Source organism: Chryseobacterium endalhagicum (assembly GCF_016745235.1).
Taxonomy (GTDB): Bacteria; Bacteroidota; Bacteroidia; order Flavobacteriales; family Weeksellaceae; genus Chryseobacterium; species Chryseobacterium endalhagicum.
In genome coordinates this window covers 296,107-315,238 of sequence record NZ_JAELVM010000002.1, presented here as the reverse complement: position 1 = coordinate 315,238, position 19,132 = coordinate 296,107, and the positions used below count along the sequence as shown (strand labels likewise).

The 19,132-nt window shown below is 38.1% G+C and carries 20 protein-coding genes; 4 read left to right on the top strand and 16 right to left on the bottom strand.

Annotation, left to right across the window (positions count from 1 at the left end; all coding sequences use genetic code 11):
• Nucleotides 1-97 precede the first annotated feature (97 nt).
• From JET18_RS11690 to mraZ, 9 genes are all read right to left on the bottom strand, one after another.
• On the bottom strand, nt 98-1,336 hold the full coding sequence (locus tag JET18_RS11690; RefSeq protein WP_202091245.1) for an FtsW/RodA/SpoVE family cell cycle protein: 1,239 nt from the start codon (nt 1,334-1,336) through the stop codon (nt 98-100).
• A 67-nt stretch (nt 1,337-1,403) separates the two neighbouring features.
• Nucleotides 1,404-2,729: a UDP-N-acetylmuramoyl-L-alanine--D-glutamate ligase gene (gene murD / locus JET18_RS11685; protein WP_202091244.1), complete on the bottom strand. Its 1,326-nt coding sequence runs from the start codon at nt 2,727-2,729 to the stop codon at nt 1,404-1,406.
• An 84-nt stretch (nt 2,730-2,813) separates the two neighbouring features.
• Nucleotides 2,814-4,055, bottom strand: coding sequence for a phospho-N-acetylmuramoyl-pentapeptide-transferase (mraY, locus tag JET18_RS11680; protein ID WP_202091243.1), 1,242 nt, complete (start codon nt 4,053-4,055; stop codon nt 2,814-2,816).
• A 39-nt stretch (nt 4,056-4,094) separates the two neighbouring features.
• Nucleotides 4,095-4,439: a four helix bundle protein gene (locus JET18_RS11675; protein WP_317193264.1), complete on the bottom strand. Its 345-nt coding sequence runs from the start codon at nt 4,437-4,439 to the stop codon at nt 4,095-4,097.
• A gap of 84 nt (nt 4,440-4,523) precedes the next feature.
• Entirely contained in the window at nt 4,524-5,984 is a 1,461-nt protein-coding gene (locus JET18_RS11670) for a UDP-N-acetylmuramoyl-L-alanyl-D-glutamate--2,6-diaminopimelate ligase (RefSeq protein WP_202091242.1), read from the bottom strand.
• Nucleotides 5,985-6,051: 67 nt separating this feature from the next.
• Nucleotides 6,052-8,043, bottom strand: a complete 1,992-nt coding sequence (locus tag JET18_RS11665; RefSeq protein ID WP_202091241.1) for a penicillin-binding transpeptidase domain-containing protein — start codon at nt 8,041-8,043, stop codon at nt 6,052-6,054.
• Nucleotides 8,027-8,392 (bottom strand): FtsL-like putative cell division protein, encoded by a 366-nt coding sequence (locus JET18_RS11660; RefSeq protein ID WP_034701184.1) that lies wholly within the window; start codon nt 8,390-8,392, stop codon nt 8,027-8,029. Before JET18_RS11660 ends, JET18_RS11665 begins: the two co-directional genes overlap by 17 nt.
• Before the next feature lie 104 nt (nt 8,393-8,496).
• A complete protein-coding gene (gene rsmH / locus JET18_RS11655; RefSeq protein ID WP_202091239.1) occupies nt 8,497-9,390 on the bottom strand; it encodes a 16S rRNA (cytosine(1402)-N(4))-methyltransferase RsmH in 894 nt (297 codons plus the stop codon).
• A gap of 42 nt (nt 9,391-9,432) precedes the next feature.
• Nucleotides 9,433-9,891 (bottom strand): division/cell wall cluster transcriptional repressor MraZ, encoded by a 459-nt coding sequence (gene mraZ / locus JET18_RS11650; RefSeq protein ID WP_202091238.1) that lies wholly within the window; start codon nt 9,889-9,891, stop codon nt 9,433-9,435.
• A gap of 272 nt (nt 9,892-10,163) precedes the next feature.
• Between mraZ and JET18_RS11645 the strand changes: the two genes are divergently transcribed.
• From JET18_RS11645 to JET18_RS11635, 3 genes are all read left to right on the top strand, one after another.
• Nucleotides 10,164-10,925 carry an alpha/beta fold hydrolase gene (locus JET18_RS11645; RefSeq protein ID WP_202091237.1) on the top strand — a complete coding sequence of 254 codons (762 nt, stop codon included), beginning with the start codon at nt 10,164-10,166 and terminating at the stop codon, nt 10,923-10,925.
• Between the two features lie 66 nt (nt 10,926-10,991).
• Nucleotides 10,992-11,615 (top strand): ribosome biogenesis GTP-binding protein YihA/YsxC, encoded by a 624-nt coding sequence (gene yihA / locus JET18_RS11640; RefSeq protein WP_202091236.1) that lies wholly within the window; start codon nt 10,992-10,994, stop codon nt 11,613-11,615.
• Entirely contained in the window at nt 11,608-12,057 is a 450-nt protein-coding gene (locus JET18_RS11635) for a GNAT family N-acetyltransferase (protein ID WP_202091234.1), read from the top strand. Before yihA ends, JET18_RS11635 begins: the two co-directional genes overlap by 8 nt.
• Nucleotides 12,058-12,193: 136 nt before the next feature.
• On the opposite strand, the gene JET18_RS11630 is transcribed toward JET18_RS11635, so the two are convergent.
• From JET18_RS11630 to JET18_RS11610, 5 genes are all read right to left on the bottom strand, one after another.
• A complete protein-coding gene (locus JET18_RS11630) occupies nt 12,194-12,490 on the bottom strand; it encodes a hypothetical protein (RefSeq protein ID WP_202091232.1) in 297 nt (98 codons plus the stop codon).
• A gap of 14 nt (nt 12,491-12,504) precedes the next feature.
• A complete protein-coding gene (locus JET18_RS11625) occupies nt 12,505-12,879 on the bottom strand; it encodes a DUF6232 family protein (protein ID WP_202091230.1) in 375 nt (124 codons plus the stop codon).
• A 359-nt stretch (nt 12,880-13,238) separates the two neighbouring features.
• Entirely contained in the window at nt 13,239-13,904 is a 666-nt protein-coding gene (locus tag JET18_RS11620) for a response regulator (protein WP_202091229.1), read from the bottom strand.
• Between the two features lie 14 nt (nt 13,905-13,918).
• The gene (locus JET18_RS11615; protein WP_202091228.1) at nt 13,919-15,568 is read right to left on the bottom strand and encodes a tetratricopeptide repeat-containing sensor histidine kinase; all 1,650 of its coding nucleotides are present in this window, start codon (nt 15,566-15,568) and stop codon (nt 13,919-13,921) included.
• A 44-nt stretch (nt 15,569-15,612) separates the two neighbouring features.
• Nucleotides 15,613-15,801, bottom strand: coding sequence for a hypothetical protein (locus JET18_RS11610; RefSeq protein ID WP_202091227.1), 189 nt, complete (start codon nt 15,799-15,801; stop codon nt 15,613-15,615).
• Between the two features lie 384 nt (nt 15,802-16,185).
• Here JET18_RS11610 and JET18_RS11605 point away from each other — a divergent pair, with 384 nt between their 5' ends.
• The gene (locus JET18_RS11605) at nt 16,186-17,043 is read left to right on the top strand and encodes a hypothetical protein (RefSeq protein WP_202091226.1); all 858 of its coding nucleotides are present in this window, start codon (nt 16,186-16,188) and stop codon (nt 17,041-17,043) included.
• Nucleotides 17,044-17,089: 46 nt separating this feature from the next.
• Here the strand turns inward: JET18_RS11605 and msrA are convergent, their stop codons facing one another.
• Together msrA and JET18_RS11595 are read right to left on the bottom strand one after the other, a co-directional pair.
• Nucleotides 17,090-17,644: a peptide-methionine (S)-S-oxide reductase MsrA gene (gene msrA, locus JET18_RS11600; RefSeq protein ID WP_202091225.1), complete on the bottom strand. Its 555-nt coding sequence runs from the start codon at nt 17,642-17,644 to the stop codon at nt 17,090-17,092.
• A 478-nt stretch (nt 17,645-18,122) separates the two neighbouring features.
• Nucleotides 18,123-19,094 carry an ROK family protein gene (locus tag JET18_RS11595; protein WP_202091224.1) on the bottom strand — a complete coding sequence of 324 codons (972 nt, stop codon included), beginning with the start codon at nt 19,092-19,094 and terminating at the stop codon, nt 18,123-18,125.
• Nucleotides 19,095-19,132 lie beyond the last annotated feature (38 nt).

Here is a 19,132-nt window from a genome sequence, read left to right as displayed (position 1 = left end):
ATCGTCCCGTTGGGACTCTTTTTTATTATTTTCATTTTTTAGATAGGATTTTTTATCCTACCCTGGTATAAGTCGTCCCGTTGGGACTCTTTATGGGTTATGCGATATCGTTAATTTCTGCTACGCTTTGTTTTTTGCCCATTCCTTCTTCATCGTATATCTGGATCCTTGAGCTTATATTTAAAATTATTCCAAGCTGGAGGTAGGTGACCAGCATGGAGGTTCCTCCATAACTTATCAGTGGCAGGGGCTGTCCTGTTACCGGGATCAGGTTGACTGCTACAGCAATATTCACTGCTAGCTGAATGAAGATCATCACCCCGAGACTGAGCACGAGCAACGATCCGAAAAAGGCAGGCATTTTACTGGCGATCATTACGATCCGGATCATCATGATGAGATAGAGACTGATCAGGAATGCTGCGCCAATTAATCCATATTCTTCTACAATTACTGCAAAAATAAAGTCGGAGGCAGACTGTGGAAGCATTTGTTTTAAAGCACTTTTTCCTGGTCCCATTCCGGTAATTCCGCCGTGAACGATGGCTGCCTTTGCCTGCATTACCTGATAGTTTTTTGCCTTTACGCTTTCGTCATCTACATCAGCAGTTTTTGCTTTACTGGAGGTAAATGTTTCTATACGGCTCATCCATGTATGGACACGGTTACCACCGATGAGGTTGGTATTCAGTGCTATAATCAGAAACAGGATGATGGCTACAAATGAGGATGAGATAAAACCTGCAATGTATTTCCAGTGGAGCTGTCCGATAATCAGAACAATTACGGAAACCATCAGAATCATCAATGCTGTTGAACCGTTATCTTTTGCAACCAGTACAAAAACCAGAAGGATAGGCCCGAAGATATACATAATGTTCTCTATCGGAAGTCTTTCCCGTGTTATCTTTTTGGTAAGGTACCTGCACAGATAAATAATCAGCATTAAAAATGCAAATGATGAGGGCTGGAATGAGATGGGTGTTCCCGGGATTTTCAGCCATCTTGAAGCACTGGCACCATCAATGGTCTGACCTGTAAACATGGTGACAACGAGCAGGACAATCATTAAACCAAGCAGAATGCTGCTGAGCTTTCCGATGTACTCGTATTTTACCATTCCCACGACTCTCATAATCACCAGACCTAAGACCACAAAGAACATATGCTTGATCACGTGACCTGTGGTGGTCCCGTTGTTCACGATATATTCCAGATTTGAACTTGCAGAGTATACCGGGAAGATAGAGAAAATGGAGATCACAAGGATGACCATCCAAAGCACTTTATCGCCCTTTAGAAATTCAATTCTGTTTTCTGTGTTCTGTTCGTCCATATTTTTGTATTCATGTATGATGTACAAAGTAAAATGTACTTTTTACACCCGACATTTTACTTTTTACTTACTTTAATACCTGCTCTTTAAACTGTTTTCCTCTGTCTTCATAGCTTTTGAAAAGGTCAAAACTTGCGCAGCATGGGGAAAGTAAAACGGTATCTCCGCTTTTAGCCAGTGATTTTGATATGTTCACGGCTTCTTCCATGCTTGACGTGTCGTAGATGAATTCTTTTTTGTCTTTGAAGAAGTTGATGATCTTTGTATTGTCTATTCCCAGACATACAATGGCCTTTACTTTTCTTTTAACGAGTTCCTCAATTTCCGAGTAGTCGTTTCCTTTATCTAATCCTCCTACGATCCAGACTGTCGGTGTTTTCATGCTTTCTAAAGCGTAGTAGGTGGCATTTACATTCGTTGCTTTGCTGTCGTTGATGTATTTTACACCATTGGTTTCTGTTACGAATTCAAGTCTGTGCTCCACCGCCTGGAAAGTCATTAATGAGTTTCTGATGCTCTCATTGTTGATTTCCAGTATTTTACCGGCTATGGAAGCGGCTAAGCTGTTTGCTACATTGTGGTTTCCAAGAAGGGAAAGCTTGTCAATTTTCATTGAGAATTCGTCCTTCATTTTTACCACGATCTCATCATCATTGATAAAACCTCCTTCAGCCAGTTTTTCTTTTGTGGAGAAAGGAATCATTTTCGCCTTTATTTCCAGCTTCTCCAGGATGTTTTTACTCATTTCATCATCTTTGTTGTAGATGAAGAAATTATCATTTTCCTGGTTTTCTGCAATTCTGAATTTAGCCAGAGCATATTCTTCATAATTGTAGTTGTACTGGTCCAGATGATCCTGGGAAAGGTTCAGCAGCAAAGAGATGTAGGGTCTGAAATTCTGGATATCATCTAACTGGAAAGAACTTACTTCCAGTACATAATATTCATGGTTTTCATCGGCTACCTGCTTGGCAAAGCTGTATCCTATATTTCCTCCCAGTCCTACGTTCAGTCCGTCATTTTTCAGGATATAGTAGATCAGGGAAGTGGTGGTTGTTTTTCCGTTGCTTCCTGTAATGGCAATAATCTTGGCATCGGTAAATTCTGAAGCGAATTCAATTTCAGAGGAAAGTCTTATTCCTTTTTCGTGAATTTTATTAACGATTTCCGCTTTTTTTGGAATTCCCGGGCTTTTTACAATCCAGTCGGCATTTAAAATTCTTTCTTCGTTGTGGTTTCCTTCTTCAAATTCAATTTCATTTTCGGCTAAAAACTGCTTATAGTTATCCTTAATAGCTCCTTTGTCTGAAAGAAAAACCTCCAGACCTTGTTTTTTTGCTAAATAAGCAGCTCCGCATCCGCTCTCTCCACCTCCTAAAACAACTATTTTCATATCTATTCTTTTGTAAAATGTATAATGTATAATGTATTAATGTAATTTGGATTTGTATTAACACTTCATACTTTACACAAAGTTTTATCTCATTTTTAATGTGATCAGGCATACAATAGCCAGCATTACTCCGATGATGATCATTCTGTTGACGATCTTGCTCTCATGGAACCCGCCTTTCTGATAATGGTGGTGTAATGGTGACATTCTAAAAAATCTATTATTCTGGGCATATTCCAGCCCGTATTTTCTTTTTCTGTATTTGAAAACAATAACCTGCAGCATGACAGATATATTTTCAATCAGGAAGATCCCGCATAAAACCGGAATCAGAAGTTCTTTTCTCAGGATGATGGCTAAAACGGCAATCACTCCTCCCAGCATCAGACTTCCGGTGTCGCCCATGAAAACCTGGGCAGGATAGGTATTGTACCAGAAGAACCCGATCACGGCACCTACCATGGCTACTGCAAAAATCGTGGTTTCCCCCATATTCGGGAGGAACATGATGTTCAGATAGTCTGCAAAGATGATGTTCCCGGAAAGGTAGGCGAACAGGGCGAGGGTAAGCAGTATAATGGCGCTGGTCCCTGCCGCAAGCCCGTCGATCCCATCCGTAATATTGGCTCCGTTTGATACGGCTGTAACGATGAAAATAACGATTGGAATAAAGACAATCCATGCCCACTCATGGGCATCTTTATCATTCATCCAAAACAAAATTCCACTGTAATCGAATTCATTATTCTTGGCAAACGGAACGGTAGAAACAGTAATTTTTTCGGTAGGCATGAAATTCTGCTCTACATTGTTTCTGTTTACTACTTTTGCATCTGCATATTTTCTTTTAACGGTAATATCGGGATGGAAATACATTGTAATTCCGACAATTAGCCCCAATCCGACCTGGCCTACGATTTTAAATTTTCCGCTAAGCCCGTCTTTATTTTTCTTTACTTTCTTCAAATAATCATCTACGAAACCTATGGCACCCATCCACAACATTGAAACCAGCAGCAGGACGATATATACATTGGTGATGCGGGTAAACAGAAGTACGGGAATAATCGTGGCAATAATGATGATCAGTCCTCCCATGGTTGGGGTTCCCTCTTTTTGCTTTTGTCCGTCTAATCCAAGGTCACGTACCAGCTCGCCCATCTGTTTTGCTCTCAGATAGTTGATGATTCTCTTTCCATAGACCAATGCAATGATAAGAGAAAACAGCACAGCAATCCCGGCGCGGAAAGAAATGTATTTCAGCATTCCCAATCCCGGTATGTGGATTCCCTGACTGGTTAGATATTCGTATAGATAGTATAGCATGTCCTTTTTTTTAATTTAAAAATTTAATTTATTTAAAGATTAAAGATGGGGTTTCTCCATGTTTTCACTTAAATACTTAATAAAGTTTGAAATATTAGAAGAAACTTCCCGTGAAAGATTAATGATTTCTTCCGCCTTGTTTTCGTCTCCCAGTTTTAATCTTTTACTTACAATCATCATACTTCTAACTTCGGCACAACTGCCTTTTGCAATTTTTAAATATTTAATAAACTGTCTGTTATTATTATATTCCGAGCCTTCTGCAATATTGTTGGATATTGAAAATCCGGCTCTTTTTATTTGGTTATTAAATTCAAATTCTCTTTCTAAATTTCCGCTTCTGATAAACTGATACACTTTTTCAATAAGATCTAAACTCTTGATCTAAACCGGGAAATTTTCAAAATTCTTAGTCATCATCAAATTTTTAAATCATTAAATAAATTCAATTTTTAAATTAATATCAGTTTATTTACTCATTAACTTCCAAAGTTCGTTGATCGTTTCTTTGTCGTCAAAATGGTGTTTTACGCCATTGATGTCCTGATAGTTTTCGTGGCCTTTTCCGGCAACTAATACTATATCTTTTGGTTCTGCGAACCTGATTGCCATTTTTATCGCTTCTTTTCTGTCGGGAATTGAAGTGTATTTGCTGAAGTTCTGAGATTCAACACCTGCTTCAATTTCTTTGATGATCTGCGCAGGATCTTCTGTTCTCGGATTATCTGAAGTGATGATTGCCAGCGTTGATTTTTTAGTGGCAATATTTCCCATTTCAGGTCTTTTGGAGTGATCTCTGTCGCCTCCGCATCCAAAAACGGTGATCAGTCTCTCATTCTTTGTTCTGATGTCATTAATGCTGTCCAGAATATTTTCCAAAGCATCCGGCGTGTGTGCATAATCCACGATGAAGAAAATTCCGCCGTCTGATTTAAATGTTTCAAATCTTCCGGAAACTCTTTTCAGTTTGCTGATTGCCTGAAGGATTTCGTCCTGTTCAAAACCAAGCTCTTCGGCAATTCCGAACACCAACAAGAGGTTATATACATTGAATCTTCCTGTGAGTGTGGTCCAGAATTCTTTTCCATTGAAATTCAGCAGCATTCCGTTGAAATCAATTTCTAAAGATTTTCCGTGGTAATCTGCCATGGTCTTCAGCGCATAAGATTTTTTCTTAGCTTTTGTATTCTGAAGCATTACCATTCCGTTTTTATCATCAACATTCGTGATGGCTACGGCTGTATCTTCCAGGTCATCAAAAAACCTTTTTTTCGTTTTCAGATATTCATCAAACGTTTTATGGTAATCCAAATGATCGTGGGTAAGATTGGTAAAACCGGCCACTTTAAAATGAAACCCTTCAATTCTGTTTTGGGAAATTCCGTGAGAACTTACTTCCATGAAAGCAAACTCACAGCCTTCTTCAACAGCCTGAGCTAAGATCTTATTGATTGTAATAACATCCGGAGTCGTGTGGGTAGCAGGAATAATTTTTTCGCCAATACGGATTTCCACCGTGGAAAGCAATGCAGAATCATAGCCTAAATTTTTGAACACATCAAAAAGAAGGGTGGATACAGATGTTTTTCCATTGGTTCCCGTAACGCCTATTAATTTAAGTTTCTGGGATGGATTTCCGTAAAAATTAGAGGCAAGATGTCCCAATGCTTTTGATGAATCTTTTACCTTGATATAGGTTACATTTTCATTCAAATCTTCCGGAAACTCTTCGCACACCACTGCTTTTGCACCTTTTTCAACAGATGATGCAATGTATGAATGTCCGTCTGCAACGGTTCCTCTCACTGCTACATAGAGTGAGTTTTCCGTGATCTTCCTGCTGTCGAATACCAATTCTGAAATTTCGCGGCTGTTGTTGCCGTGAATTTCTACAACTGGGATTCTTTTTAATAATTCTGTTATTATCATTTTTTATTTGACAGGAATTTTTCCTGCCCTTTATTAAATCGTCCCTTTGGGACTGGTTTCTTTTATTTTAATTTTGCAGAGATAAATAAATTCTCTGGTTTCTGCTGATCGCTGTGCCTTCCAGTGGAAATTGCTCTTTGATCCTTCCAACGCCTTTATAGTCTACACGGTACCCTAAATTTTCCAGTTGGGGAATTACATTTTTCCCGATAAGGCCTACTACATTGGGCATCTGTTTATTATTGACTGCTACTTTTACATTAGGCTCTACCATTTTACTCAGGTTCACCTTTCTGTCTACCAGCATTTCTTTTTCTATGTTCTGCGGTGTCTTCAGGAATGTTTTTCCTGCAATTTCCTTAAACACCGGTGCTGAAACTGATCCTCCATAAAAACCTTTTGCTGTGTTCGGTTCGCTGATCATTACATAGCAGGTGTATTTCGGATGGTCTGCCGGGTAGAAGCCTGCGAATGATGCGCGGTATTTCATTGGACCAGGAAGCCAGTATTCAAACCTTGCGGTACCCGTTTTTCCGGCCATTTTAAGGTTAGGGGTGAAGATGCTTCGTCCTGTTCCTTTTTCTACTGCTTTGGTCAGTGCGCTGGTCATCATTTTAATGGCTTTTTCTGAGGCCATTTTGTTCACCATTACCTCAGGTTTTGCGCTGTACATTATTTTACCATCTTTCATGATCTTGTCGATGAATAATGGTTTAAGCATTTTACCGCCGTTAGCAACTCCGTTGTAGAAAGTTGTTAATTGCAATAGGTTGATATTTGATGAATATCCGTATGAAATGGAAGCCAGTGTTGCGGCGTTCCATCTTTTATTCTGAGGGGTTACGATCTTCGGTTTTGTGATTCCCGGAAGCTCGATGTCCATTTTGTCAAATAATTTCCATCTTTTCAGGTGGTCAAGGAAGATCTGAGGTTTTTCAGCATAATACTTTGTGATCAGTTTTGCCGTTCCTACGTTACTTGATTTCGCTAAAACATCACTGATATCGTAAGTTCCGCCTCCGTGTCCGTCAGATATTCTCTGCTTTGCATAGGTCCAGACTCCTCCTCCTACGTCTACGGTTGTGTTTTCATCGATAAATCCGTCGTCCATAGCGGCCAAAAGAGAAATCGTTTTGAATGTGGAACCAGGTTCTATATTATCTTTTAAGGCGTAGTTGTAAGAATCCTCATATTCTCCTTCGTCCGTTCTTCTCAGATTCACCAAAGCTCTTACTTTTCCGGTTTCTGTTTCCATCACAATCACGGTTCCGTGTTTGGCTTCGTAAGTGATCAGCTGCTTCTCCAGAGCGGAGTGGGCAATGTCCTGAATTCTAAGGTCTAAGGTAGTATACACATCTTCTCCGTCCACCGGTTCTTTTACTTTCCAGTAATCAATCGGTTTCCATTGGGAGGAGTTGATTCTCTGTTCTAGTCTTTTACCATCAGTTCCGGTAAGATACTTTGAGAAAGCCCCTTCAAGACCTGCTTTTACTTCACCGTTATCAATACCGATAGTTCCGGATCCGATCTCTGAGGTGGCAAGTTCACGCTTATAATTTCGGTCTACGATAAAACCGCCTTTATTTTTACCTTTTTTAAAGATTGGAAAGTTTCTGATCCTGTCGTACTGGTCAAAATCAAGGCCTTTCACCAGGGTGTAGTATTGGTTTTTCTTTTTCTTCTGTTCGTCGAATTTCTGTCTGAATTCTCCTCTTGATTTCCCGAACATCTTGCTTAAAGAATCTGTCAGCGCCCCGATATTGTTGCTGTAGATCGTATCTTTCATTGTTTTAAAATCAAGATAGATGTCGTAGCGCATCACAGTTGTGGCCAGAATGGAACCGTCCGAGGCAAACAGGTTTCCGCGGGCAGCTTTTAAAGTGGCTTCCCGGTAATTTTTATTAATGTAATCGTCTTTAATTTCCTGAACATTAGTGTTTTGCAGGATTACAATCCTGGTAAGAAACATCACAAATACGCACAGAGCTCCCACTGCGAAGAGGTAGCCCCACCTTAACGTTTTTTTACGTTTGTTATCGTACTCATTTTGTTTTTGCATCTGTACTGTCTAATTTTATCAGTAATTTATGAGGATGGTTTTCCAAAGTCATCAGTGAGTCCTTTGCTACTTCCTTCCCCAGCTGTGATTCCATTTTTACTTTGATCAGCTTACTCTGGGCGTAAGCGTTTCTCGATTTATATTCTTCTGTTTCTTCTTTTAAAGCGTTGACAATTTTGATCTTTTTGTTGACGAGGTGATTGCTGTAAATCATTGCCATCATCAGAATGAACAACAGTAAAAAATACTTGTAATGAGTTTTGATCTCATCACGGTTCAGAAAGTTTCCTTTTATAATGTCTATAAAAGTGAGCTTCTTCTGAGGGCGGTTTGTTGTTCTTTTTGCCAATTTTTATGTCAATTTGCTTTGCAGTGAATCCGCTTTGCTTGTCAATGGTCAATATTATGAGTTTCAAATTCACAATTCACAATTGACAATTCACTTATTCACGTTTACACCTTTATTCCTGTTCTCATTTTTGCACTTCTTGCTCTTGAGTTTTCCTCAATTTCCTTATCATCCGGGATGATGGCTTTACTCTTAAGCAATTCAAATACCTTTTTATAATTCCCGTAGATATCTCTCTGCTGCTCTCCCTCAAACATTCCGTTTTTCAGGAATCTTTTTACCAGACGGTCTTCCAGTGAGTGGTAAGAAATTACAACCAGTCTTCCTTCCGGTCTCAAAACATTCAGTGCCTGAACCAGCATCTCCTTCAGTGCTTCAAGCTCCTGATTCACCTCGATTCTTATTGCCTGGAAAAGCTGTGCATAAAATTTATTCACTTTATGAGGCGGAAGGTAGCTGAAAAGCTTCTTCAGATCCTCAGTAGTGGTTATGGTTTTTGTTTTTCTGTGGTGAACGATGTCTCTCGCCAGTTTTCTTGCTTCTCTCAGTTCTCCGTAATGATAAAAGATGTCTGCAAGCTCGGTTTCCTCATATTCATTGATCACTCTCTTGGCATCAAGGCTCTGCATCACATTCATTCTCATATCCAGAGGAGCATTGTTTCTTGTGGAAAAACCTCTTTCTGCTTCATCGAACTGATGAGATGAAACGCCAAGATCGGCCAATACGCCGTCAACCTGAGAAATCCCATACGCAAGCATGGAATTTTCCAGAAACCTGAAATTCTGATTCACCAGCGTAAATCTGGGATCATCGATTGTATTTTTAAGCGCATCCAGATCCTGGTCAAAACTGAAAAGTTTTCCTTTCTCTGAAAGTCTGCTCAGGATTTCCCTTGAGTGGCCTCCTCCTCCAAAAGTGCAGTCCACGTATATTCCGTCAGGATTCGTCACCAAATCATCAACGCTCTGCTTCAATAAAACGGGGTTGTGGTACATACTAAATTGTGTTTTTACTCTGCTTTTTACAGCAGACGCGGTTTATTCTTCATCGAAAGCGCCCATCACATCTTCGGCCAGGCTCGCAAAATCAGCTTCATTGGTAGAGATTACCTTTTCATAGGCTTCTTTATCCCAAATCTCAAAAAGCTCTCCTGCGCTGGTAATCACGGTATCTTTCTGAAGGTTTGCGAAATTCACCAGATCTTTTGAGATCTGAAGTCTTCCTGCATTGTCCAGCTCCACGGTTTTTACCCCTGCCGTAAACATTCGAATGAAATCAGCATTCTTTTTAATGAATCTGTTCAGTTTATTTATTTTGCCCATCAGTTTGTCCCATGCATTCATGGGATAGACTTCGAGGCAAGGTTGGAACACAGATCTCTTGACTACAAACGCCTTATCGTCGAAGTTTTCCATCTGTTTGATCAGGGAGGAGGGAACTTTTAACCGGCCTTTGTCGTCAATTTTACACTCATATGTTCCAATGAAACTTTTCATTTGGGACAAATTTATATAATAATTTCCAAAATTTCCCACTTTTTCCCACTTTTTGACTTAATGTTAATAAGTTTTATCAAAGATTGAATTTCGGCAGGGTAAGTATTTGATATTTTGAGTGTTGTAAAAACTATTATTCAGCCCATAGCAAAGGGGTTTTGAAAAAAGTCAATAAAAAGGGGGATATTATATTATTTTTACTTTAAATTAGGGTAATCAAAATTTTTTTGAGGTTTAATTTGTATTTTTGCAGAGCTTTATTAAGGCATTTTATGATATTTAGTACAAAAAAAGAAAAGAAATATACTTTTGTAGAGGCGGGAGAAGGACATCCATTGGTGCTGTTGCACGGGTTAATGGGTGGTTTGAGTAATTTCGATAAGATGGTAGATTTTTTTTCGGAAAAAGGGTTCAGGGTATATGTTCCCCAGCTGCCGATCTACGATCTGCCGGTACTCAATACAAATCTGACTACACTTGCAAAATATATTATCAAATTTATAGAGAGTCATATCTCCGGACCTGTAACCATTGTAGGTAATTCTATGGGCGGCCATGTGGGTCTTATCCTGACACTCGCAAGACCGGATCTGGTAAAGAATCTTGTTTTGACAGGAAGCTCGGGATTATATGAAAGAACTTTCGGGGACAGTTTCCCGAGAAAGAACGACCGTTCCTATATAAGAAAGAAAACGGAAGAAGTGTTCTATGATCCGGCTATTGCCACAGAAGATCTTGTAGACGAAGTTTTTTCTGTAGTGAATGACAGAATGAAAGGGATAAAGACGGTCATGCTGGCCAGAAGCGCCATCAAACACAATATGCTGAACGATCTTCCAAAGATTGTAACGCCAACGTGTCTGATCTGGGGAAGACAGGATAATGTAACGCCTCCTGAAGTGGCTGAGGATATGCATAAGTTTATCCCGAATTCAGATCTGTTCTGGATAGAGCAGTGCGGACATGCTGCGATGATGGAAAAACCGGATGAGTTCAATGAAATTCTCTACAGCTGGTTAAAAGATAAAGTTTAAAACAAATAATAACAAACCATTAAGAGCTTTTCTTAATGGTTTGTTTTTCTAAAAAATATTCGAAAGATGGTTATTAAAACAGCAAATTTTGTAAAGAGTAGCGGGAAATGGCAGGAATGCCCGGAGCCTACTATGCCTGAATATGCTTTTATCGGAAGGTCTAATGTGGGAAAATCGTCACTGATTAATGCGATGATGAATCACAAAGATCTGGCAAAAACCTCCGGAACCCCGGGTAAAACCCAGCTGATCAATCATTTTTTAGTGAATGAAGACTGGTACCTGACGGATTTACCGGGTTATGGATATGCAAAAGTTTCAAAATCCATCAGAAAAGATTTTGAAAAATTAATCACGAATTATATCCTGAACAGAAGAAACCTGGTGAATCTTTTTGTTTTGGTAGATTCCAGACATACACCTCAAAAGATCGATCTTGAATTTATCCAGTGGTGCGGAGAAAGCGGAATTCCTTTTTCGATTGTTTTCACGAAAGCGGACAAGCTGAAACCGAATGTAGCCATTCAAAATGTAGAAAATTATAAAAATGAGCTGCATAAAACGTGGGATGATCTTCCTGAATTGTATCTGACTTCTGCGGAAAAGAAAACGGGAGGTGAGGAAATCCTTAATTTTATCCAGACAACGAATGAATTCCTGAAAAATAATAATGTAAGCTTCGATGAGTAATATAATCTGGAAAATTAAAACCTTCGATGAGTTTACGGTTCCTGAACTGTATGCCATCCTGAAGGCGCGTATTGATGTTTTTGTGATTGAACAGAACTGTCCGTATCCTGACCTGGATAATAACGACCAGAAAGGTATTCATATCTGGGCTGAAGAGAACGGAGAAATTCTTGCGTACTGCCGTGTTTTTGATAAAGGAATCAAATATGATGAAACTTCTTTCGGAAGGGTTCTTACGACAGAGAAAGCGAGAGGTAAAAACTTGGGAAGACAACTGATCCGATATGCGGTGGAAACTATAGAAAACCGTTTCCATACGTCTGAGATCAAGATTTCCGCGCAGGATTATTTATTGAGATTTTATTCCGAATTCGGATTTGTAGATACCGGAAAGAAATATCTGGAAGACGATATTCCCCATACGGAAATGATAAGAAAATAGAAAAAGCGAAGAGGGATCTTCGCTTTTTTATTTATGGTGAGTGTTTTTAGTTAGGAAGTTCGAAGCTGGAGGAGGGAAATTATTGAGCTTAGAAGTTCAATATAATTTCCCTTTGTGACTCCCACATGACTTTAGATTAGTTGCATCCGGAACAATATGATCTGTCTACATATTGTTTGCTGCTTCCGGTATAATAATAGCAGCCTCCTCTTGAACCAACGTAAAGTTGATTTCCATTATAAGAACATCCTTTGGATTGTGAATAAGATTTTGATCTTTTAGAGCTGGAACTGCCTTTGTTCTTTTTTGCCTTTTTCTTTTGTTTTTTAGAAGATAGTTCTGTTTTGGAAATGGCGGTGTTTCCTGTTGCTGTAAAGCTTGCCGGAATAAGCAGTCCTGTAGCCAAAAGGGCTGTGAATAGTAGTTTTTTCATGGTTATTAGTTTTATTATCCTCTGTGAATGATTGCACTATTTAGTGCATTAACAATTTTTTGAATGTAATCTTTGTTTTTTGAAATAATGCTGTTGGCCTCTCCTGCATTTGTACTTATTCTCACTGCATACTCATTTTTAATTGAAACTAGCCACCATATTCCTAGTGCAATAATTATAAGACCTACCCAGAAAATATCTTTGGAAAAAAGGAAGAGTAATCCAAAAATGATCATCAATACTGCTTTTGTTTTACTCTTAATAATTTCAAAAACATGAACAGAGGAAATATTTCTCATTGCATATGTTTTTGATTGTGTTACAAATCGGGATTGTGTTACAGTAACGGAACTATCCTGATAAAATTTAGTTTCATTTTGAGTTTCCATGCTATCTTATTTTTCTTGAATATTTATTTTTTACATATTTATTTATAAACCCATTAAGACCACTTCCTGACCGGGCTAAGTTTATCATCATGTCAATATTAGACTTCCCCGCGCTAGAGTGGGTATATTCATAGATACTGCCAGTTGAAAACTCTACTTGTATAAAATCCGGTCCTATAGAGTATGCGGAAACTCCTGAATCACCATTGCTATTTGAATATCTTTCCATATTTAAAATTTTAATTTATTTAATACTTCAAAAGTATCACGTGTGTAAGTCTATTCCTTACGGGATTCCGTAAAAAAAGAAAAACCTTCCAAAGAATCTGAAAGGTTTGTATATCATGATAAAAGCAGAATTAAATAATTCCCAAGTCTTTGCAGAAAGCGACTAGCTGTTCATTACTGGCTACATTAAGGTTCTCTTTTAAGCTGTTCAGCCTTTTTTCTACGCTGCTCAGGCTGTTGGGCTTAATATTATTGTTCTGTAGATACGTTGGAATGTTTTTTTGCAGTACTCCCTGAGCCAATAAAGAGACCAAGGTAATATCATAGGATGTAAACTCGTAGTTGTTCAGCTTTTTTACTTCCTGCCGGAGATCCAGCGATAGATACTTCTCGTTGATGCAAACGGATGAGATGGCTTTTTTCAGATCTTTGGAATCATGCCGGGCTTTCCGGACATAACCATTGATCTTATACTTGTTAAAAAGAGAGTCTATGATTCCTGATTTATGCTGTCCGGAAAACACAATGACTTTCAAATCCGGGATCAGCTTCCGGACTTCCTGAATTAATTCCTTTCCGTCTTTGATATTTTGCTGATGATGATCTTCTTCAAAAGACAGGTCTGTAATTAGTAAATCGTACAGGTTGCCCTCACGGATAGATTTTTTTACTTTCGCCAGTGCATCATCACAATAATACACATAATCGGTGTGGGATATATTGAGATCTTCCAGTGTTTTCTGAACGGAAATGCTGCTGCTTTCGTGGTCTTCGGCTATTAAAATTTTTTTAAACATTCTTTTTTGGGCTTTTAAGAAACAGGAAATGAAATAATGACCTTCAGTCCTTTTTCGGATTTATTGTCAAAAATAATTTCTCCACCGATAGCTGCAATACGGGTTCCCGTATTTGTCAGTCCGTTTTTGTAGATCATATCCCCGGGAATCCCGATTCCGTCATCTGAATATTGAATTTTAATATGATGATTTATGTTCTCAAATTTGAAAATAACCCGGGATGCCTGGCTGTGCTTTTTCATATTCACCAAAAGTTCCCGGATGATCTGGTATACTTCTGTAAAAACAGATGGAGAAACATCTGCCCAGATCTCATGTTCGTTTCCAACGGTATAAGTTTCAGTATTTTCATTTTTAAAGGAGGCTATAAGGCTGGAAATTTCTTCCTTGTAATCCTTCTTGTCATTTTCAGGGTCTGGCTTTTCATAAGATATATCCCTCGATTTTTCGTAAACGAATTCCAGTTCATCCAATGCATTTTCCTTATCAAAATTTTCTTGGTTTTCGATCTTGGTCATTACTTGGTAGATTCCATTGGCTACTACGTCGTGGACTCTTTTGGATATTTTGAGCTGAGTGTTTTTCACTTCAATTTCTTTTTCTTGTTGAAGTTTTTTTTGTCTTTTCTTATATAAAATGATAATAATTATTAATAGAGCAACAAGTAATCCTGAGAGCAAATACTGCCATAATAGTTGGTTTTCTTTTTCAGCGTTTTCAGCCTTAACTTTTGTATTTTCATATTTTATAAAGGCAAACTTAGTTGTGTAATCATTACGACTTGTTTGTATGCTGTCTGATAAGTTTTTATATATTTGAAAATAACTATTTGTATTTGCCGGTTTCTCAACATAGATTATTCTTTCAATAGCTTCAAGTCTATCTTCAGGACTTTTGTTTAATTGAGCAATATCAAGCATTTTTTTTGCATAGTAAAGTGATTTTTCAGGATTTGATTTCTTATTTATTTCTGCCAAATGGGAGTAGCTTGAATTGGCTCCCCAAAAGTCATTATTTTCCAGCTTAAGTTTTAGTATATTTTCTATATTAGTTTGAGCTTCTGCATTATTGTTGTCAAGCCATTTTATGTATTCGATATTGTCTTTAATCCTGTTCTTTAAGTTTAGATCTGTAAGTTTAGATAAATCAAGTTTTTGTAAAATATCCAATGCTTGTCCATATTTTCCTAATTTATATTCTGCTACAGATTTATTATTTAATATACTTAGTCTTTTTTGTTCTGATTCAATCTTAACAGAAAGAGCCTTATCATACCATTCAATTGCCTGAGAATATTGATTTTGATTTAATTTCAAAGTCGCCATCGTATCATATAATGAATAAAGGCTTTCATCGTTTTCCGTCATCATTTTTAGGGCTTCTACTAATGTTGATTCTGCACCTAAAAAATCACCTCTGTTTTTTTGAGCGTTTGCTTGTACAATTAAACTTTTAGAAATATTAGAAAAATCATTTTCTTTACTATAATAGGTTATGGCTACCTGAAGTTTTTCATAGGATTTAACATCATTTTTTTCAAGAAGTTTAATGGCTTCTTCATACAATTTATCTGCTTTTTCTATATTGGAATGCGTTTTGGAATTTTCCTTACATGAAGCAATAAGAAAGAATGAAAAAAGGGAAAATAATAAATTTCGTATCATTTTACTAAAATAAAAAAAACCACTCTAAAAGAGTGGTCAAAATTTTATTTTTTAGGAGGTAGTGTTGTTCCTGTCTCTCCTCCCGTATCTCCTGGGTCTGGAGTCGGTACTGTTCCTGAGCCGGAGTCTGCGGTTATGGTTACCGGTGGTGTCTGATTGTTATCTGTTGGTGTTGTGTTTGCGTTGTTATTTGAAAATGCTAATCCCAGTAGCATCAATATTAATTCTAACATTGGTTTAAAAATTTAAAAAATTGGCACTGGTGTTCTTCCCTGCGAAACAGATCGCAGACAGTGTTACACGGTTAAAAAAAATTGAAGCGCTTCTTAAATTTTTGGGAAGTAAACCTTCAAAAACGGAGGAGAAACATCTGCTTCCCAACCCGGAGTTTTCCTCCGTTTTATCTGGTGATTTTTGAAATCAGTTTCGTATTTTTGTTTTTGTAATGTTTTGTTTCTCACTGATTTCTATGGCAAAGTTGCGACAAATGATGACGCAGGTGTTAGGCAAAACATGGACATCGATAGACAGGAAATAGACAGGGAGTGTATTATGGGAATCCGTAATGCGACATGGTAGAAAATCACCTATTTTGTAATTACTCTTAAAAACTAATTATGTCCAAAATAAAACTACTAATCCATGAGGTTTTCAAGCAGGGAGAAATTGATTCCCGAAGAAATAAAAAGAATGGGATCGCTGTTTTTTTAAGTGTGTATTTAAAGGAAACTCTGAAATTGAGTATTGATGAAAGAACTCTTGTGAGGTATTATGATGCATTTATAGCAGAGACCATAAAGGAAATGAATATTGAGCCCTACAAATTGGATATATTTAGTAAATATATCGGGTATGAAGATTTTAGTGACTTTTCCAGAACTTTCGTGAAGAAAGATGAAATGGCTAATAAAACAACCGTTAAAATTAAAGTAGACGAAGATGAACAGTCATTATCTGACAAATTCTCGAATCTGAATATTAATATTACCAATGAGCAGCATTTTAAAATGCCTGAGTTTTTAAAGCAGAATGGCTTGGGTATTATGGAAATCGCTTTACTGATCTGTCTCGTAACAGGAAATGTTGTATTTTCTAATAACAAGAAAATGACCAATACTTCGTCATTTCCATTAGGCTTTATGTCAGGTATACAGTCAGGGATTGAGAAAAAATATATGTACTGGAATGGGGAAAAGTATATTGCGACAGATAGTAGTTATATCAGACCGGGACTTGATGTGGTGGCGATGAATGAGCATCAGTTTCTTCATTTTAAGAAGATTATGAGAAAGGATACCCTGACAGATGTAAATGCCTTGGGAAGAACCTGGTATTCAAAATATAACAACGAAGTTGAGTTCTTTACCGATGACGGTATAGATCCTGATAACGGGCGGGAATTGAGGAAATCTACCTCGCTGATTATTTACAAATATGCCGGAAAGCAGAAAGATTCGGTAGAAATAGAAGAATAAATTTTGCATAAAAAAAGCGAATATCAACCAGATATTCGCTTTTTATTTACTCTACATTCAGCATTCCCAGTTCTCCGAAATGTTTCTTAAACTTCTGGATTTTAGGACCTACCACCGCGCTGCAGTAAGGCTGTGTAGGATTTTCATTATAATAACCTTGATGATACTGTTCTGCAGGCCAGAATTTCTCAAACTGGGTAACTTCCGTTACATATGTTCCGGGCCATTTTCCTGAAGCTTCAGATTTTTTAAGCGCTTCTTCCGCATTTTGTTTTTCCGCTTCATCTTTGTAATAAATGACAGAACGGTATTGCGTACCGATGTCATTACCCTGTCTGTTGAGCTGGGTTGGGTCATGAAGGAAAAAGAAAACATCCATCAGTTGCGCATAAGAAATGATCTGGGGATCAAAAGTGATCTGTACCACTTCTGCATGTCCCGTTTCTCCTGTACACACTTCTTCATAAGTAGGATTGTCTTTGTGGCCCCCGGAGTAGCCGGAGATGGCAGAGTGAACGCCTTTAAGCATATTGAAACAGCTTTCCACACACCAGAAGCATCCGCCCCCGAAAGTAACCTGTTCTAAATTATTATTATCCATTATTGTTGATTATTTATTTGCAGTTTTACCCGTTAGATTTTGGCTAAATGAGTAAAAAACCAATCAAAAATAAGGAAAAGTTTTTCATTTTGGGTGAGGAATACGATGATTTAAAACAGAATTTACACGCTGTTTTGTAATTGTTCAGGAATATAAACCTGGTAAGTTGGATAAACGCAATGACGCAAGGCTCTACGTTAAAGAACGTTTTTAAGACGCAGGAAAGTCGAAAGTTTTCAGTAAAATGATGATGAGATTGCTTCGTCGTTGCGCTCCTCGCAATGACAGCGGTAAACAATTTTATCAGAGATAAAATCCTTGCGCCTTAAAGCATTTGAATCAGAAAGAAATCTTGCGCCTTTGCGATAACCAACAAAAAAAACAGAGGATTAGGCGCTTGGTTAGAAAATAAGTAATCTGTATCAAACAAAAAAAGCACCCAAAAACGGATGCTCTATATATTGTATAATAATTATCTCTATTTCTTTTCCCAAACCAGGGCACTAGCTCCAAGTATGGCAGCATCAGCTTCATCCAGCTCGCTGAAAACCAATTTAACTTTATTTCTAAAGATCGGAAGAAGGTTTCTTTCCATATGAAGTTTGGCAGGCTTCAGGATAAAATCTCCGGCTTTGATTACGCCTCCAAATAAAAGGATAGCTTCAGGGGATGAAAACATCACGAAATTGGCCAAAGCTTCACCCAGCTTCTGTCCTGTATATCTGAAGACTTCCAGCGCGATAGGATCTCCTGTCAGGGCACATTCATGTACTGTTTTAGAATTGATCGCTTCTTCAGGATACTGGTTCAGCATGGATTCAGGGAATTCTGCTCTCATCTTTTTAGCGGTGATGGCAATTCCTGTTGCTGAGGCATAGGCTTCCAGGCTCCCTTCAGATCCTGTGCTCCAGTGTTTTCTTCCACCCGGTTTTACGATCGTATGTCCCAATTCTCCGGCGAAACCGTCATGTCCGTAGATCAGGCTTCCGTTTGAAATAATTCCGCTTCCTACGCCGGTTCCCAGTGTGATCATAATGAAATCCTTCATTCCTCTTGCGGCTCCGAAAAGCATTTCTCCAAGAGCTGCTGCATTGGCATCATTGGTGATGGTGCATGGCAGGTTGAATTTCGCCTTCATCAGGTCCGTGAAAGGAACTAAGCCTTTCCAGGGTAAATTGGGTGCCTGTTCTATGGTGCCTTTATAATAGTTGGCATTAGGAGCACCTACTCCGATTCCGTCAAAGTTTTTCTCTGTACCATGTTTTTCGATCAGGGGACTTACATGCTCATATAAAGCATCGATAAAGTCTTCCACTTTCTCATATTCATCGGTTCTCAGACTTCCTTTTTCAAGAACTTCACCGCGGTGGTTTACTACTCCGAATTTGGTATTGGTTCCACCGATATCAATTCCGAGGGCAACCTGTTTTGATAAATCTATTAATGACATTTCTTTGATACATTCTAGGGGGTTAAAATTATAAAAAA

Excerpts from the sequence above, each read along its gene's own strand:
- JET18_RS11690 (WP_202091245.1), bottom strand. The coding sequence starts at position 1,336 with ATGGACGAACAGAACACAGAAAACAGAATTGAATTTCTAAAGGGCGAT.
- murD (WP_202091244.1), bottom strand. The coding sequence starts at position 2,729 with ATGAAAATAGTTGTTTTAGGAGGTGGAGAGAGCGGATGCGGAGCTGCT.
- mraY (WP_202091243.1), bottom strand. The coding sequence starts at position 4,055 with ATGCTATACTATCTATACGAATATCTAACCAGTCAGGGAATCCACATA.
- JET18_RS11670 (WP_202091242.1), bottom strand. The coding sequence starts at position 5,984 with ATGATAATAACAGAATTATTAAAAAGAATCCCAGTTGTAGAAATTCAC.
- JET18_RS11665 (WP_202091241.1), bottom strand. The coding sequence starts at position 8,043 with ATGCAAAAACAAAATGAGTACGATAACAAACGTAAAAAAACGTTAAGG.
- rsmH (WP_202091239.1), bottom strand. The coding sequence starts at position 9,390 with ATGTACCACAACCCCGTTTTATTGAAGCAGAGCGTTGATGATTTGGTG.
- mraZ (WP_202091238.1), bottom strand. The coding sequence starts at position 9,891 with ATGAAAAGTTTCATTGGAACATATGAGTGTAAAATTGACGACAAAGGC.
- JET18_RS11645 (WP_202091237.1), top strand. The coding sequence starts at position 10,164 with ATGATATTTAGTACAAAAAAAGAAAAGAAATATACTTTTGTAGAGGCG.
- yihA (WP_202091236.1), top strand. The coding sequence starts at position 10,992 with ATGGTTATTAAAACAGCAAATTTTGTAAAGAGTAGCGGGAAATGGCAG.
- JET18_RS11635 (WP_202091234.1), top strand. The coding sequence starts at position 11,608 with ATGAGTAATATAATCTGGAAAATTAAAACCTTCGATGAGTTTACGGTT.
- JET18_RS11630 (WP_202091232.1), bottom strand. The coding sequence starts at position 12,490 with ATGAAAAAACTACTATTCACAGCCCTTTTGGCTACAGGACTGCTTATT.
- JET18_RS11625 (WP_202091230.1), bottom strand. The coding sequence starts at position 12,879 with ATGGAAACTCAAAATGAAACTAAATTTTATCAGGATAGTTCCGTTACT.
- JET18_RS11620 (WP_202091229.1), bottom strand. The coding sequence starts at position 13,904 with ATGTTTAAAAAAATTTTAATAGCCGAAGACCACGAAAGCAGCAGCATT.
- JET18_RS11615 (WP_202091228.1), bottom strand. The coding sequence starts at position 15,568 with ATGATACGAAATTTATTATTTTCCCTTTTTTCATTCTTTCTTATTGCT.
- JET18_RS11610 (WP_202091227.1), bottom strand. The coding sequence starts at position 15,801 with ATGTTAGAATTAATATTGATGCTACTGGGATTAGCATTTTCAAATAAC.
- JET18_RS11605 (WP_202091226.1), top strand. The coding sequence starts at position 16,186 with ATGTCCAAAATAAAACTACTAATCCATGAGGTTTTCAAGCAGGGAGAA.
- msrA (WP_202091225.1), bottom strand. The coding sequence starts at position 17,644 with ATGGATAATAATAATTTAGAACAGGTTACTTTCGGGGGCGGATGCTTC.
- JET18_RS11595 (WP_202091224.1), bottom strand. The coding sequence starts at position 19,094 with ATGTCATTAATAGATTTATCAAAACAGGTTGCCCTCGGAATTGATATC.